Below are 15415 nucleotides of genomic sequence, written 5' to 3'. Positions count from 1 at the left end.
GCAAGCAGAACGATCATGCCAAAATTCGCGGCCAATCTATCGCTGCTGTTCAACGAGATGCCGTTTCTCGATCGCTTCGAAGCAGCCGCCGCGCAAGGCTTCGAAGGCGCCGAATTTCTTTTCCCCTATGAGTTCAACGCTGACGACATCGCCGCGCGTTTGAAGGCGAACGGACTTCGCCAAGCGCTATTCAATTTGCCGGCCGGCAATTGGGAAGCGGGCGAGCGGGGCATCGCGATTTATCCAAACCTCGTCAGCGAATTCCGCGATAGTGTTGCCCGCGCCGTGAAATACGCAAAGGTGCTCGGCTGCACGCAGCTTCATTGCCTTGCAGGCATCGCCCCCCTCGGCGCCGACCACCGGGCGATGCGCAGAACCTACGTCGATAACTTACGTTTCGCCGCACGCGCCCTGGCGGATGAAGGCATGACGCTGCTGATCGAACCGATCAATACGCGCGACATTCCGGGCTACTTTCTCGATTCAACAGCCAAAGCGGCGGACATCATCGAAACGGTGGAGGCGGAGAACCTGCGTCTCCAGTACGACGTCTATCACATGCAGATTATGGAAGGCGACCTGACACCGACGATCGACAAGTACCTAAAGATCATCGCCCACATTCAGATCGCCGACACGCCCGGCCGCCATGAGCCGGGCACCGGAGAGATCAACTACCCGTTCATATTCCGGCATCTCGACCGGATCGGCTACAAAGGATGGGTCGGCTGTGAATACAGGCCGCTGGCCGGTACCTACGAAAGCCTCGCGTGGTTCCGGGCGCAGAAGGCGAAGTCGCCAATCGCCTGACGTCGTCCTTCATCGAGCGTGCGTCATTCGGACGGCGAAGCGATGCCATCCTTGATGACCTTCTCGGTGAGATCCGGCGCGCAAAGCTCGATGAACCGGTAGGCGAAGCCGCGCAGAAAGCGGCCGCGGCGGAGCGCAATACGCGACGTCGATTTCGGGAAAAGGTGCGTCGTGTCGAGAAGCGTCAAGCCCGTATCACGGCTCGCATCGTAAGACATCGACGCAGCAATGCCGATGCCGAGACCGACTTCGACATACGTTTTGATGACATCGGCGTCGAGCGCAACCATCACGATATCAGGCGCGAGATTGGCCGAGGCGAACGCCGCATCGATCGCGGGGCGCCCCGTGAAGCCCTCGTGATACGTGATGATCGGCCAATCGGCGATCTTCTCCAACGTCACCGGCGTCTGCGTTTCGAGCGGATGCCCTTTCGGCACGATCACGCCGTGATGCCAGGAATAGAATGGAAAGGTCACGTGCTCGGCGGTGTCTTCCAGCGCCTCTGTGGCAATACCAATGTCGGCCGTGCCATCGTTGAGCATCGTCGCGATTTCTCTCGGCGTCCCTTGATGCAAAACAAGATGGACGTTCGGAAACTCCTTCCGGAACGCCGCGATCGGCCCCGGCAGCGCATAACGCGCCTGCGTGTGCGTCGTTGCGATGAGAATCTCGCCGCGATCCGACCCTGCGAACTGATCGGCAAGCCGTTTGATGTTCGCCGTATCGAGCAAGATCCGGTCGACGATCAACGCCAGCTCTTTGCCGGGCTCGGTAAGACCGAGAAGCCGCTTGCCACGCCGCACGAACAGCTCAACCCCGAGTTCGTCTTCGAGGTCTTTGATATGCTTCGAAACGCCGGATTGCGACGTGTAGAGCGCATTCGCGACTTCGGTAAGATTGAAATTACGGCGGAGCGTTTCGCGGATAATGCGGAGTTGCTGGAAGTTCACGATGCGGCCTGTGTTCCGTTCAGATCTGCAAATACGCTCAACCGCCGCCCTCTGAGCTTGACGTGCTGGCCCGTCGATAGCCCGAGCGACTGAACATCGGAGCCCGGAATTTCGACTTCGAAGAATTCCTTGCGGCCCTCGCGGGCGTCGCCGTTGGCCACAAGTTCTACCCGCGCGACGGAGCCGGTGCCAAGAATTCTCTTGATGCTCGCAGAAACGCCGTCTTCAGACTGCGGGTTCGCAATGATTTCGGTATCATGAGGACGGCTGAAAGCGATGACCTCTTGACCGTTCTTGAACGTTCCCGTCTGGAAGCGCAGTTTCTCATCTCCGACACGCACGAAGTCACCGTCGACGCGGCCGCGGAATTCGTTAACCGAGCCGATAAAGCTATAAGCAAACGCCGTCGCCGGCTGCTCGTAGATCTCTTTCGGCGTGCCGATCTGCTCGACTTGCCCTTTGTTGACGAGAACGATCCGGTCGGAAACTTCGAGCGCCTCTTCCTGATCGTGCGTCACGAATATCGACGAGATGTGCAGTTCGTCGTGGAGCGTGCGAAGCCAGCGCCGCAGCTCCTTTCTGACTTTGGCGTCGAGTGCGCCGAACGGCTCGTCGAGAAGCAGTACGCGCGGTTCGACGGCGAGAGCCCGGGCGAGCGCGATGCGCTGCCGTTGACCGCCGGAAAGCTGCGACGGGAAGCGGTTCGCCACCCATCCGAGCTGCACGAGATCGAGCAGCCGGGTGACCTTCGCGCGAATATCCTTTTCGCTTGGCCGCTCACGGCGCGGGYGAACGCGCAGACCAAAAGCGATGTTTTCAAACACCGTCATGTGCCGGAAGAGCGCGTAATGCTGAAAGACGAATCCGACCCGGCGCTGACGCACATCCTTCTCTGTCGCGTCCGCGCCGTCGAGCACGATGCGCCCGGTGTCGGCATGCTCGAGGCCCGCGATGACGCGCAGCAGCGTTGTCTTTCCGCAACCCGACGGTCCGAGAAGCGCGACGAGCTCTCCATCCGGAAAATTGAGCGAGACGTTGTTCAGTGCCTTGAACGTGCCGAACGTCTTGCTGACGCCAATGACCTCGATGCTCATGAAACCTGTTCCTCGGCAACCGGACGGTGGGAGCGCCACTCGACGTAAGTTTTCAAAACGAGCGTTACCAGCGCCAGTAGCGCCAATAGCGATGCCACTGCGAAGGCGGCGGCGAATTGATATTCGTTGTAGAGAATCTCGACGTGCAACGGCATCGTGTTCGTTTCGCCGCGAATATGTCCGGAGACGACAGACACCGCACCGAACTCGCCCATCGCGCGAGCGTTGCACAGGATGACCCCGTAAAGCAGCGCCCATTTCACGTTCGGAATTGTCACGCGCCAGAAGGTCTGAAGGCCCGAGGCGCCGAGTGATATCGCAGCCTCCTCCTCGTCGCGTCCCTGCGCCTGCATCAACGGAATGAGCTCACGCGCGATGAACGGAAACGTGACGAAAATCGTAGCGAGAACGATGGCCGGCACCGCGAAGATGATTTTTATATCGTGCTCATGCAGCCACGGACCGAACCAGCCCTGCAATCCAAACACCAACACGTAGATCAGACCGGCAACCACAGGCGATACGGAAAACGGCAGATCGATGAGGGTGATCAGAAAATTCTTGCCGGGGAATTGAAACTTCGCGATCGCCCAGGCGGCCGACACCCCGAAGATAAGATTGAACGGCACGGCAATTGCCGCCGCCAGGATCGTCAGACGAATTGCCGACAGCGCGTCGGGTTCGACGAGTGCCGCGAAATAAGTGCCCGCGCCTTTTCGAAAGGCTTCCACGAACACCGCAATCAAGGGCAGCAAAAGGAAGACGGCGAAATAGGTGAGCCCGAGGCCGATCACCAAATACTTCACCCAAGCCGAATCCCGCGTCGCCGCATTGGCTTCGAATTTACTGGCGGTATCGGACCGAGCGTCAAACGTTGCAGCAACGACAGCCATCAGATCGCCCTCCCCGTACGTCGCGCGGTCCACGCCTGAAGGCCATTGATCACGAGCAGCATCAGGAACGAGATGACCAGCATGACGGACGCAACGGCGGTCGCGCCCTTGTAATCGAACTGTTCGAGCTTCGTGATGATGATCAGCGGTGTGATTTCGGAAACCATCGGAATATTGCCCGCGATGAAGATCACCGATCCGTATTCCCCGATGGCGCGCGCAAATGCCAACGCGAAGCCGGTCAGCAACGCCGGAAAGAGTGTCGGAAACATCACGCGCTGAAACGCCTGCCAGCGGGTCGCCCCGAGGCTCGCGGCGGCCTCCTCATACTCTGTTTCAAGATCTTCCAGCACCGGCTGAACCGTCCGGACAACGAAAGGCAGCCCGATAAAAGTCAGCGCGACGAGAACGCCCGGAGGTCCGAAAGCGATTTTGATTCCGAGCGGTTCGAGAAACGCACCAATCCATCCGTTTTTTGCGTAGATCGCGGTCAGCGCGATACCCGCAACAGCCGTCGGCAACGCGAAGGGAAGATCGATGAGCGCGTCGACGATCTTACGGCCGGGAAACGTATAGCGCGTCAAACCCCAGGCGAGCAGCAAACCGAAAACGGCGTTGATCGCCGCCGCCAAAAACGATGCCCCGAACGTCAATTTATACGACGCGATGACGCGCGGCGCGGCAACCGCATTCACGAATTCATCCCAGCTCATCGTCGATGCCTTGAGAAAGACGGCCGACAGCGGAATGAGAACGATCAGCGACAGGTACGCAAGCGTAAACCCGAGCGATAGCCCGAAGCCCGGCAGCACCCTCTTATTGACCCCAAACATCCCCGCCCCTTAAATCAGCACAGCCAGCACGACGACAAATCCGGCTGCCGCGAAGACGCCGGCCCAGGAAAGCGCCCTGCCAAAAATGGTCCCGTCGAAGGTCATTCACTCGTCTTTCTGCTAAAACAAACGCTGCGCACACTATTTGAGAGCCGCCCCTCGGCTAACGAACAATAGCTGCTAAGCATATGAGATTATCGGGGGTTGCTCGGGTCGCGGCCGCCTTAACCCTGCCGGCCCCGCGAGTTGGAACCATCAAGCCCCGTTACGACCAAGAATGCTTTTGCGTCATCGTCCCCCGGATTGTGAAAATGATGCGGAGTATCCGCATTGAAGAGGATCGCGTCCCCCTCGATCAACCGAGCAGGAGAATCCTCCCCCACGACGATCTCGACCGTGCCCTTGACGACGACGAGGTTCTTCTTGGCGCCCGCCGTCTGCGCCGCGAACACTTCGCGATGCTGCGCGCCGATCGTCACCTCATAAATTTCAATGCGTTGTGGATCCCCCCAGGGGAAAAGTGCGCGGCTGACGAAACCGCCTTCGCTCGACGAAACCACCGTCGCCCGGTCGCGCGGGACAACGACCGTGCCGCCCACGCCCGGACTGGAAATGAGGCTTGGCACCGAGACCTTCAACGCCTCGGCAATGCGCCCCAATAGGTTGATCGTCGGCGCGCTCTTGCCTGTTTCGATCTGCCCGAGCATCGCGCGGCTGACGCCCGAGATGAGACCAAGCTGTTCCAACGACAGCCCGCTCTTGCGCCTGAGATGACGCAAATTTTCCCCGACGATGATGGAAAGCTTCGCCGGGCCGCTGTCTGCACCTTCAAGAGTCTCGAAATCTTCTTTTCTCGCCATTACCATCGCCGCCGGCTTTCGCAGTTCGTTTTGCGTCTGCAAATACGGATAACCGAGCTGCGATACCGGCGGAACGAAGAAGAAGTTATGAGCTTATGAGGGAATTGCTTGCCGCGAGCATGGCTCAAAGCGGCGGCGCGTGTTCCGCGCAAAATGCGAGAAGGAAAACCATCCGGCTATCCTTCTCGCAGTGATCTGACGGGAGCGTCAGACGTTCTTGACTTCCAAACGGCCGAGCCGTCCTAGAAGTTGATCTTCATACCGCCGATGACTTGCTGCATCGCCGACAACTCGGTGGCTGACGTGTTGGTGCCGACCGTCACATCGCCATCAGCATGCTGATAAACGAGGTAGAGGGTCGCTTCAGCAGCTTCGATGTTCTGCGCAGCACCGACTGCCCAGAAATCAATGTTGGCACCCGTTGTTTTGATGCTGCCCGTATTGCTTACGTTCGAACCCGCGTCGTCCTGACGATACATACCGAAGACGTTGGTCTTACCCAGCGGGATCCACTTCTTCTCGATACCACCCTGAACGAACCAGGTCGTGCTGTCCTTTTCGAGGATAGCCGCATCGACGGCGGGGTTGTTCGAGCCATCGTGCTGCTTGCCAAAACCGCTGTAGACGAACAGGCCGGTCGGAGCATGCTGAATGAAGCCAGACACGCCCCACCACTCGCAATTGAGAGCGTTATCAGGCGAAGAGCCCGAACCGTGGCAAGGTGTCGAGAAACCATCCGTCGACTGGCCATAACCGGCCCGTGCGTTGTAGTTGAAATCTCCGGCTTCGCCCTTGTAGATCAACGCGACATCCCAGATGTCGTCTTCGCCCCAGGCCGTCGCAACGTTGAAGCCCGCAAATGTCGGCGACTCGTAGCGCACGACGTTCCGGCGTCCGTCATCACCCGGCGTCGAGTTGTTGAAACCGCGAAGCGCGTCACCCCACTTCAAGCCGGAACCACCACCGATCTGGTTCCCAGCCTTATCGCGGAGGTAAAACGACTGAAGATAGTCCGGAGGACCTTCAGCGTCGTAGAAGTTACGCGTCAAAGTCGTGTCGGCATCGTCGAGCAAATGATAGGTCGCCGTGCTTTCCTGACCGACGGAAAGCTTACCGAACGTCTTGCTCTTCAAGTACCAGTTGCTTTTGCGAACCGAAAGGCTGTTGGCGCCAGTCGCGCCATCCGGGTTGAACTGGTCGGCCTTACCGCTGTTGCCGCCCCATATGCCGATCTCAAGCACATAACCCGCCGACCAATCCGCGTTGATCTTCGCGTCGCCGATGAAGCGGAAACGGGATTGCTCAACAGGGTTCGTGCCGACGTAAGTATTTCTCTCGCTGCCGTCGTCCCACCAGATCACGTTCTCGTTCACCCAGCCCGAAACCGTCAGGCTGACTTTGCGGTTACCCTTGCGAGCCGTCGTAGCTTCGAGTTCCGCAACGCGCTCTTCGAGATCCGCGCAGCAATCGCCACCAAGATCGGCAGCGGCGGCAGGCATCGCCCATCCACCCACCATCAAGGCAGCTRCCCACAGACCCCAGTGGCGCCCCTTTCTTTGCACTAATGCCATTTGACTTCAGACCCCCGTCTGTTTAATTAGATTAATCTCTAATTAGATCATTGATTTCCCTGATATTTTTTACGATCCCTTTCCCAAGTCAATTACATATCCTCAGTTGTGCGCGCATCTGTTATAGCGGAGTGACTATCTTGCACCTTGGGCTGTCACCCTGGGGGCACCCACGGTCCAACCGGCCGCGCGAAGCAGCGCCGCGGCGCCGTCGAGATCGCGATGATCGATCGATTGTGCGCCCCGGCCCAACACGTATCGCCTGCGAGCGAGCGAATGCCGTTGCAACGGCTGAGACTGAGACAAATCCAAAGCCGCAAGCCGTTCAGCTGCCGAGCGAAATTCACCGGCTCGCCGTAGCCTTTCAAGCAGCGCGAGACCTTCGGGCCACGGGCCGAAGCCGGCCTCGGAATTGATGTGCCCGGCATCGCCGAGATCGACGAAATCGGCTCGCCAGAGATCAGCCCAGCGACGCGCCTTCTCGATTGCCATCCAAGGGTCGTTTCTGCTCGCAACGAGGATGACGGGAAAGCTCAAAGGGTTCGTCGGCAGGAATTCGGCGACGCCGAAGGCTTCCGGATCCGCCGGAGCGACAAGAAGTGCTCCCGTGATTCGCTCAGCGTGATCGCTTGCGGCCTGTACGGCGGCCAAGGCTCCGAACGAATGCCCGGCGATGAAGATCGGTCCGGTTGCACGCACAATTTCCCGACGAACGCGCGCCGACCATTCGGGCAGATGAGGATCGTTCCAGTCGCGCTGCGTGATGCGGACGCTGCCGCTGACGCGGCGCTCGAGCCAGGTTTGCCAGTGGGTAGGCCCACTCGATCGAAGGCCTGGTACGATGAGAGTTGTCGACATTGAATTCACCCTTGATGCTGAGCCATCCAACGGAAATTGGCTCTGGTCTGTTCGGGTCTGCGGCGGGACTTCGCGCGCCGCTCGAATGGCAGTCGCCGGCTCCCGCGCCGGCTAGCGGACAAACGACCCGCAACACCTTTCTCGACCACGTCCTGACATCAGCATTGTTTCGAATTCCGTGACGAAGTGATCAAACGTCCTGCTTCGTGCGTCGCCCAGTTCCCTTTCCGAAATGGTCTGGAGGAGCTTCCGGCCGAGAAGGCGACGCACGAATTCAGGTTCTAGAGAGACGTTCAGCTCTTGTTGCCGGGCGTGTAGATCTGATCGAACACGCCGCCGTCCTTGAAGTGCTCCGCCTGGGCCTTGCCCCAGCCGCCGAACACCTCATCGATCGTGAACGTCTTCACCGGTCCGAACTGGCTCGCATATTTTTGCGCAACCTTCTCGTCGCGAGGACGATAGAAGTTCTTCGCCGCGATCTCCTGGCCTTCTTCGCTATAGAGATGCTTCAGATATTCCTCGGCGACCGCGCGAGTGCCGCGCTTGTCGACGACCTTGTCGACGACGGCGACGCTCGGCTCAGCAAGAATTGAGATCGACGGAGTAATGATCTCGAACTTGTCAGCGCCAAGCTCTTTTACCGAGAGATAGGCTTCGTTTTCCCAGGCAATCAGCACGTCGCCGATGCCGCGCTCGGCGAATGTCGTCGTCGAACCACGAGCGCCCGAGTCGAGAACCTTGGTGTTCTTGTAGATCTTGGCGACTAGATCTTTCGCCGTCGCATCGCTGCCGCCCGGCTGCTTCAGCGCATAACCCCAGGCTGCGAGATAGTTCCAGCGCGCGCCGCCCGACGTCTTCGGGTTAGGAGTGACGACTTCAACGCCGTCCTTCGCGAGATCCGACCAATCCTTGATGCCCTTCGGATTGCCCTTGCGGACGAGGAAGACGATTGTCGACGTATACGGAGCCGAGTTGTCGGGAAGGTTCTTGATCCAATCCGCTTTGACGAGATCGCCGTTCTTGTGGAGCGCATCAACGTCGGCCGCGAGTGCAAGCGTCACGACATCGGCATCGATACCGTCGATGACCGAGCGAGCCTGCTTGCCGGAACCGCCATGCGACTGCTTGATGGTGATGTCGTCGCCCGTCTTCGCCTTCCAGTACTTCGCGAAGGCCGTGTTATACGCTTGATAGAGTTCGCGCGTCGGATCGTAGGATACGTTGAGCAGCGAGATCTCGGCGGCGGAAGCGTAACCGGAAAGCCCGGCGAGGCCGAGGCCCAGCACGGCCCCGATGGCTGATCGGCGGGTCAGGGGTAGGAACGACATCAGAACCTCTCAAGTTGGAATTGACTTGAGGGCAAACCTATCGACCGCTATCGCGCCGACGAACGAAGAAGAAATGCTGAGCTTATTAGACGTTTCGCTGCTCGAAACCCCAACGCTGCCGGGTTCCCATCCGCTAAAATGGAAATCTAAGGCAGAACGATAAAGCGAAATTTTCGCGTCGCACCCGCACAGAATGCGAGGACGCATTCAGGGCAGGAAACGTAAACACCCGCTCTGTTGCAGCTACTGCTTTCTAAGCTCCACGCTGTCAGCCGAGATCGTATAACCGGCGTCGGCGAGCCCCGTGAACGCTTCACTCGTGTTGATTTTGCCGGTCACCGTCACCGGATCGAACATACCGCCGACTTCAAACCCTTTGTCTGTCTTCACGTAGATGATCTGATTGGCCGGCGGCGGCGGCACGTGGATGCAGGCCCCGACGAATGGCACGAGAAGAAATTCCTTCACCGTCGTCGCATCGAAATCGAGAGGAACGACGTAACCGCCGATCGAGACGCTTTGTCCGTCAAGCTCCGCAACGATTGCAGGTGGACGATCACTGCCAGGCTGCCGGCGCTTAACCGCCATGAACTTGCCCTCGGGAAGCGGAGGCGGAGGCGGCCCCGCATCCGTCGTCGGCGGCACCGAGCCGCCGAAAAACGTCTTGGACTGCATTGTCGACGCCGCCGGAACGCTCTTCGGCACGAGATCGGCCCACTTGAGTTGCCGTGGCGTATCGGCGGCAGCGTTCGACGACGACGCGACCGCGAGCAACAGATTGAGCACGACGCTCAGAGCGATAATATATTTCGATGCCATATCCGCATCCTTTCAAGAAACGAGCGTACTCACACTCTGACCATCATACCGTCCGCCAGAGACAGCCGGTAAGCACGGATCGCAGGTAACAATCCAGCGACGAAACCGGCGGCGACGATCAAGCCGAGCTTCAGCCATTCGTCGGCGCGCGGCGGATCGATTCCGAGGCTCAGCCCGTACGCGTGATCGATGTACGGACGCGCCAGATAAAGACCCACGTAAAGGCCGACAGTACCCGTGATGACGCCGGCAAGCGTCAGCAGCCCGCCTTCGGCCGCAAGCAGGCCGAGCACCGTTGTGGGCGTTGCCCCGACCGAGCGCAGGATAGCCATTTCGCGTCGCCGCTCGTTGAGCGTGGTCAGGATCATCGTCACCATCCCGAGCAGCGCCGTCGCGACGACCATCGCAGAGACGGCCGATAGCGCCGTCTCTGCCGTACCGATGAGACCCCACAGCTCTTGCAGCGCGACGCCCGGCATGATCGCCGACAGCGGCTCCTCGGCATAATCGTTGATCCGCCGCTGAACCTTGAATGTCGCAAGCTTCGAGTCGAGACCGACCATCGCCGCCGTGATCGCGTGCGGCGTGAGATCCATCTTGCGAACCGCATCGGCCGAGATGCTTTCACCCGGAACCGGCGCCCCGCTCTGCCAATCGACGTGAATGGCTTCGATGGCCTCGAGACTGACGTGAACCGCCCGGTCTATCGGCGTCCCGGTCTTCGCGAGAATACCGGAAACGCGGAACGGTTTGTCCTCGTGTTCGACGAACGAGATCGATCCGACGCCGTGCGCGACGACGATCTTGTCGCCCACTTTGTAGCCGAGCGCGTCGACAACGTCGGACCCTATGACCGCATCGAACAAATCGGCGAACGGACCACCGGCAGAAAACGTCATGCTCTGTCCGCGCCGAAATTTGTAATGAGTGAAGTAATCGCCGTTCGTTCCGAGCACGCGGAAGCCATGGTGACTATCCCCAAGCGATATCGGAACGATCCATTTGACTTCAGGCATCTTCGCGATGTCCTGATAGCTCTTCCACGTGACGTTGTTGGTCGCGTTGCCGATCCGGAAAACGGAATAGAGAAGCAGGTTGAGGCTGCCGCTACGCGCGCCGACGATCAGATCCGTTCCCGAAATCGTATCGGCGAAGCTTTGCCGCGCTCCTGTGCGCACTTTCTCGACGCCGAGCAGCAACATGACGCTGAACGCTATCGCGAGGACCGTCAGGCATGCCGTCACCCAACGGTTCATCAACGATTGAAATGCGAGGCGAAAGATCATCATTGCTTGGCACCTCGCGATGAGACGGCAATGTCCTGAAGACGCACCACGCGGTCAAAATGCGGGGCCAATCCTTCATCATGGCTGACCATGATGACGCTCGTACCGGCCCTCTCACTTTGCGCGAATAAGAGCTTCAGAAACGCTTCTTCCGTGTTTCGATCGAGTGCGGAAGTCGGCTCGTCTGCAACGAGAATTGGCGGCGCGCCGATCAGCGCCCGCGCCGCGGCGACACGCTGTTGCTGACCGACGCTCAGGCTCGCCGCTTTGACGGTCGCGACAACCGTCTCGTCGAGACCAAGCGCCGCAAGCAAACCCCTCGCGACCGCATCGAGCGAACCATCGGCGAGCGCATTGGCCCGCCGCGTGCGCGAGAACCGGAGCGGAAGAAGCACGTTGTCGATGAGAGATGCGTAAGGGAGCAGATTGAACATTTGGAAGATGATGCCGAAGTGGTCCACGCGAAACCGGTCGCGCCCGGAACCGCTGAGCTTTGCCATCTCCGTTCCAAGCACATCGATCCGCCCTTCGCTCGGCGCAACAATTCCCGCAAGCAAACTGAGAAACGTGCTCTTACCGCTTCCCGATGGGCCGACGAGCAAAAGTTTTTCCTCGCGCCCCAGCGTGAATTTCTTGATCGTCAGCGAGAACGGCGATGGTCCGGGCCACGAATACCGCACATCCGAAAACGAAACCGCATCAAGAGGGCTTTCGCCCTCTATCCGCGTATCGCGTGAAGACACGATGATGTCGCTCATAATCACATCGCGCCCGTAAGATCGAGGGTTGGCTTATCGCGCGTCATCTGCGCCTGCGTTTGTCCCTTCGATGTCGTGACGTTGACGTTCAGAAGCTGCGCGCCGGCAAAGTTCGAGAAATAGACAGTCTCGAGACCGGTCACGCGTTCGGGCGCTTCGCAGGTGATCGTGTATGTCGCATGAAATTCCGAGTGCTGCGGCGCGCCGGGCTTATCATCATCATCGTCGTCCTTCTCGCCGGGCTTATGCGTTTCCTTCCGGTTCTCGACGTTGGCCGTCTCTGCCTTGCAATTGGCCGCCGCGGGAAGTTTGAAAACGGCCAATACGTCGGCGAGCTTTGCCTTCGCCTTCTCGACCGCCGCTTTCTGCTCGTCAGTCGAAGCGATGTGCTCGAAGCCGACGATATCCATGCCCGGAGAAACAAGTTCCATTTCGATTTTGTTTCCCTCGATGGCGATATCGAGCGTCCCTTGCCCGTGCACGTGCGGGCCGAGTTGCCTGTGCTCAGCCTGATCTGCGAAAGCAGGAACGGTAATCAGCATGGCCATCGAGGCTAGACCTGACAAAACTTTCGACATCGTTCTCTCCAATCGGATGATGATGCGCTGGCACGCGTCATTGCGCGGTGTCAGCCCAGCAGCGTCGGCGCGCTATTGAAAATCGCGCGAGACACGGCCGGATACGAAAAGGCTATTGGTTGGGAAACGAAGACGCCGGAGCGATCTTCGGATGTCAGACGACATTCGCCGCGGGAGGACCACGCGCGCGCTGCTCGTAGCAGCGCATTATGCAGCACTGGGTGCTGAGAGGTGCCTGAAGCTGAGCAAAGGCAATTTCAGAGGGCGCGGGAAAATCAAAAAGCGAAGGCACGAGCGACGTCGCGGCAATAGCCGCCGCCCAACACAACGGGCAGCCATCGTGATCGTCACTGGCGGGCGGGCAAGGCTTCGCGGCCGTTGAGACGCAATGGCCCGCAAAGGCAGTGATGGACCGAGCGCCGATTTCGCGGCTCGTATGGCGATGGTAAGACGCAACGGCCAACTGCACGCTGAAGGCAAACAGCGTCAGCAAAACAAGCCTAATACGGAGTCGCGATGCGGTCATGATCTCCGGCCGTTTTTTACGTATTCAGCATTCGACTGTTCCTGTGTCGCAATCGTGGCGAATACCCCCCGCTTTTCATAGTTATCCCCTCGAGGACCGCAGCGCGTTCGGCAAAATGCCTCGTTCCCTTAAAAATTGGAACCATTGAAGGTTTTGTGCATTTCGTCTCAAGAGAGAGTCTGTTTATCCCTTCCAAGCGATAAGAAGAAAATCGTGAATAATGCTCCACCGGGGAGGGAGGGCCGGCTCCGGCCATCCAAATTCCTAGGCCAATCTATTAGCACTTCCCGGCTGTCTTTCAGGGCGACGGCTTGCCTTGTCTGGCTGGGGTTTCTCATTCCAACCCTCGGCCTTGCTTCCTATCTACTGAGCGCGGTGCATTCCCAAGAACTTACAGTTCTGCAGGCAGACGCCCGCACGCGCGCTTTGCTCGCCGCAAGTTTCGTCGACGATCAAATGGACACCCTTATCCGCACGCTCAAGGCGCTCCCGGCGGAGGACGTCACTCAAAACACTGAAAGTCGCATACGCGCTGAACTCGACCGAAAAGGCATCCTGCTTTTCACGAGAAGCGAAAAGCTCGACCTCTTGTCAGCCGTCGGCGGCCTCGATTCGGGCCTGATTACGCTCGATGGCGCCGCCCGATCCGCCGCGGCGGCCGCTATGTCGAAGCAAGCGCCTCAAATCACGGCGTATGAGGACGCGCTCGATGTCTGGCTAGCCGCCGCATCGAGCGATGCGAAACCCGTCCTCATCCAGGCGCGCATCCCGTCGACATTTTTTGCCTCCGCGCTCAAGAAATTCGCATCCGGCGGCCCATGGGCGATTTCCGTCATTGGGCCCGATGGTCAAATACTTGCCAGAACCCGCGCCAAGCCAGACGCGGCGGCAAGTCCCAATGAACAGAACCGTACATCCTTCGTACAAGCCGTTGCGGAAACTTCACAGTTCGGCTGGAAAGTTGCTGCTCAAATTCCAGAAAAAGCGGTGGAACTGCACGCTGAACGCAACTGGATAACGTTTGTCACGCTTTCCTCATTGTTGGCAGTTGCGTCGTTCGCCGGCGCGACGTGGCTGACGCGGAACATTTTGGAAGACCCGAACGCTAGCAACTTGACCCCCGCGAGGCGGCGATGGGGTGAAACAGCAGACCAATCAGCAGGCATGCCCTTGCAGTTCGACAGCCAGGATAAGCCACCCCATCATCGTGCACCGGATGGAGCTAGGGAACAGCGGCTCCGCCAGGCGTTGCGCGCGGGCAATGTCGGCGTTTGGGAGTGGAACCTCGCGACGGGAAATATCCGTTGGGATACAGAAATTGCCGACATTTTTAATGATCTCGAGCCTGCATACGAGTACCCGGCGCGCACACTGATCCGCCGGGTCGAGCGCTGTGATCGCCGCCGATTGCTGAAGGCGATTGGCGCCGTCATTGCTGGGTCGAAACCCCTCGCTCTAGAGGTTCGCGTTCGCCGCCGCAACGGGGATGCCCGTTGGATCGCGATCCGCGGTGCGCCGACCGAAACGGAGGAAACGGAAGTAAAGACTCTCTCGGGCGTTGCCTACGACGTGACAGACCAGAAGCTGAGCCTCACGCGCACTGACGCCCTCCTCCGCGAAGTTTCGCATCGCTCGAAAAACCTGTTGGCTTTGATCCTCGCGATGGCACGATTGACGGCCCGCGATGCGGTGGACGTCAAATCTCATCTCAAGGATTTCACACTTCGCGTCGCAGGCCTCGCCGCCTCTCAGGATCTGATCGTTGCTTCAGATTGGCAAAACGTCGATCTTGCGACTTTGGCGTCGGCTGAGATCGGCGCAGTCGCACGTACCGACGCCGATCGCGTCGCGATCAAGGGGCCGCCGGTAATGCTCACGCCGGAGGCCGCCCAGACATTGGGAATGGTCCTGACCGAGCTTGCGCTCAACGCCGTCGAGCACGGGGCATTGTCTACCGCAACCGGCAAGGTGCGGCTCTCGTGGTCATTTCCCGATCCCGCAACGATTTTAATTTCATGGCGCGAAACCAGCGGGCCACCATTCGTCGCCGATGGCCCGAAGGGATACGGTATGTCGGTCGTCGAGCGCTTCTCCACCCAAGGCCTCAAGCTTTCTGCTCGCGCTGTCGGTAATGCTGACGAGTTCACGTGGACGTTGACCGGCCCTCTCGTCAACATCGGGTACGCTCCCAAAAGCTCGGGCCAAGTCTAAACAACGTCCATTAACAACAACGTCGCCCATTCAATGG

General features: G+C 59.1%; 14 protein-coding genes. 2 read left to right on the top strand and 12 right to left on the bottom strand.

Annotated features, from left to right (window positions below):
- Positions 1–15: 15 nt before the first annotated feature.
- Positions 16–810 (top strand): 2-oxo-tetronate isomerase, encoded by a 795-nt coding sequence (gene otnI, locus AC1DK3_RS11295; RefSeq protein ID WP_477192293.1) that lies wholly within the window; start codon positions 16–18, stop codon positions 808–810.
- A 23-nt stretch (positions 811–833) separates the two neighbouring features.
- Here the strand turns inward: otnI and AC1DK3_RS11290 are convergent, their stop codons facing one another.
- From AC1DK3_RS11290 to AC1DK3_RS11235, 12 genes are all read right to left on the bottom strand, one after another.
- Positions 834–1763 (bottom strand): CysB family HTH-type transcriptional regulator, encoded by a 930-nt coding sequence (locus tag AC1DK3_RS11290; protein ID WP_477192292.1) that lies wholly within the window; start codon positions 1761–1763, stop codon positions 834–836.
- On the bottom strand, positions 1760–2857 hold the full coding sequence (locus AC1DK3_RS11285; RefSeq protein WP_477192291.1) for a sulfate/molybdate ABC transporter ATP-binding protein: 1098 nt from the start codon (positions 2855–2857) through the stop codon (positions 1760–1762). Before AC1DK3_RS11285 ends, AC1DK3_RS11290 begins: the two co-directional genes overlap by 4 nt.
- Positions 2854–3750 (bottom strand): sulfate ABC transporter permease subunit CysW, encoded by an 897-nt coding sequence (gene cysW / locus AC1DK3_RS11280; protein WP_477192290.1) that lies wholly within the window; start codon positions 3748–3750, stop codon positions 2854–2856. Before cysW ends, AC1DK3_RS11285 begins: the two co-directional genes overlap by 4 nt.
- Positions 3750–4583 (bottom strand): sulfate ABC transporter permease subunit CysT, encoded by an 834-nt coding sequence (gene cysT, locus AC1DK3_RS11275; RefSeq protein ID WP_477192289.1) that lies wholly within the window; start codon positions 4581–4583, stop codon positions 3750–3752. The genes cysW and cysT overlap by 1 nt, the downstream gene beginning before the upstream one ends.
- 224 nt (positions 4584–4807) lie before the next feature.
- Positions 4808–5443: a helix-turn-helix domain-containing protein gene (locus AC1DK3_RS11270; RefSeq protein ID WP_477192288.1), complete on the bottom strand. Its 636-nt coding sequence runs from the start codon at positions 5441–5443 to the stop codon at positions 4808–4810.
- Positions 5444–5685: 242 nt separating this feature from the next.
- A complete protein-coding gene (locus AC1DK3_RS11265) occupies positions 5686–6942 on the bottom strand; it encodes a porin (protein ID WP_477192287.1) in 1257 nt (418 codons plus the stop codon).
- A 207-nt stretch (positions 6943–7149) separates the two neighbouring features.
- Positions 7150–7872 (bottom strand): RBBP9/YdeN family alpha/beta hydrolase, encoded by a 723-nt coding sequence (locus tag AC1DK3_RS11260; protein WP_477192286.1) that lies wholly within the window; start codon positions 7870–7872, stop codon positions 7150–7152.
- 293 nt (positions 7873–8165) lie between these two features.
- Positions 8166–9200, bottom strand: coding sequence for a sulfate ABC transporter substrate-binding protein (locus AC1DK3_RS11255; RefSeq protein ID WP_477192285.1), 1035 nt, complete (start codon positions 9198–9200; stop codon positions 8166–8168).
- A gap of 243 nt (positions 9201–9443) precedes the next feature.
- Positions 9444–10019: a DUF3299 domain-containing protein gene (locus AC1DK3_RS11250; RefSeq protein WP_477192284.1), complete on the bottom strand. Its 576-nt coding sequence runs from the start codon at positions 10017–10019 to the stop codon at positions 9444–9446.
- A 29-nt stretch (positions 10020–10048) separates the two neighbouring features.
- The gene (locus AC1DK3_RS11245; protein WP_477192283.1) at positions 10049–11308 is read right to left on the bottom strand and encodes an ABC transporter permease; all 1260 of its coding nucleotides are present in this window, start codon (positions 11306–11308) and stop codon (positions 10049–10051) included.
- Positions 11305–12063: an ABC transporter ATP-binding protein gene (locus tag AC1DK3_RS11240; RefSeq protein ID WP_477192282.1), complete on the bottom strand. Its 759-nt coding sequence runs from the start codon at positions 12061–12063 to the stop codon at positions 11305–11307. Before AC1DK3_RS11240 ends, AC1DK3_RS11245 begins: the two co-directional genes overlap by 4 nt.
- 2 nt (positions 12064–12065) lie before the next feature.
- Entirely contained in the window at positions 12066–12641 is a 576-nt protein-coding gene (locus AC1DK3_RS11235; RefSeq protein WP_477192281.1) for a DUF2796 domain-containing protein, read from the bottom strand.
- Between the two features lie 982 nt (positions 12642–13623).
- Here AC1DK3_RS11235 and AC1DK3_RS11230 point away from each other — a divergent pair.
- Positions 13624–15378: a sensor histidine kinase gene (locus AC1DK3_RS11230; protein ID WP_477192280.1), complete on the top strand. Its 1755-nt coding sequence runs from the start codon at positions 13624–13626 to the stop codon at positions 15376–15378.
- The last annotated feature ends 37 nt before the right edge of the window (positions 15379–15415 follow it).

Source organism: Hyphomicrobium sp. 01T421, from assembly GCF_056398805.1.
This window is presented reverse-complemented; position numbering and strand designations above follow the sequence as displayed.

What these genes read in the sequence shown, in the direction of transcription:
- otnI (WP_477192293.1), top strand. Translation starts at nt 16, where the DNA reads ATGCCAAAATTCGCGGCCAATCTATCGCTGCTGTTCAACGAGATGCCG.
- cysW (WP_477192290.1), bottom strand. Translation starts at nt 3,750, where the DNA reads ATGGCTGTCGTTGCTGCAACGTTTGACGCTCGGTCCGATACCGCCAGT.
- cysT (WP_477192289.1), bottom strand. Translation starts at nt 4,583, where the DNA reads ATGTTTGGGGTCAATAAGAGGGTGCTGCCGGGCTTCGGGCTATCGCTC.
- AC1DK3_RS11270 (WP_477192288.1), bottom strand. Translation starts at nt 5,443, where the DNA reads ATGGCGAGAAAAGAAGATTTCGAGACTCTTGAAGGTGCAGACAGCGGC.
- AC1DK3_RS11265 (WP_477192287.1), bottom strand. Translation starts at nt 6,942, where the DNA reads ATGCCTGCCGCCGCTGCCGATCTTGGTGGCGATTGCTGCGCGGATCTC.
- AC1DK3_RS11260 (WP_477192286.1), bottom strand. Translation starts at nt 7,872, where the DNA reads ATGTCGACAACTCTCATCGTACCAGGCCTTCGATCGAGTGGGCCTACC.
- AC1DK3_RS11255 (WP_477192285.1), bottom strand. Translation starts at nt 9,200, where the DNA reads ATGTCGTTCCTACCCCTGACCCGCCGATCAGCCATCGGGGCCGTGCTG.
- AC1DK3_RS11250 (WP_477192284.1), bottom strand. Translation starts at nt 10,019, where the DNA reads ATGGCATCGAAATATATTATCGCTCTGAGCGTCGTGCTCAATCTGTTG.
- AC1DK3_RS11245 (WP_477192283.1), bottom strand. Translation starts at nt 11,308, where the DNA reads ATGATGATCTTTCGCCTCGCATTTCAATCGTTGATGAACCGTTGGGTG.
- AC1DK3_RS11240 (WP_477192282.1), bottom strand. Translation starts at nt 12,063, where the DNA reads ATGAGCGACATCATCGTGTCTTCACGCGATACGCGGATAGAGGGCGAA.
- AC1DK3_RS11235 (WP_477192281.1), bottom strand. Translation starts at nt 12,641, where the DNA reads ATGTCGAAAGTTTTGTCAGGTCTAGCCTCGATGGCCATGCTGATTACC.
- AC1DK3_RS11230 (WP_477192280.1), top strand. Translation starts at nt 13,624, where the DNA reads ATGGACACCCTTATCCGCACGCTCAAGGCGCTCCCGGCGGAGGACGTC.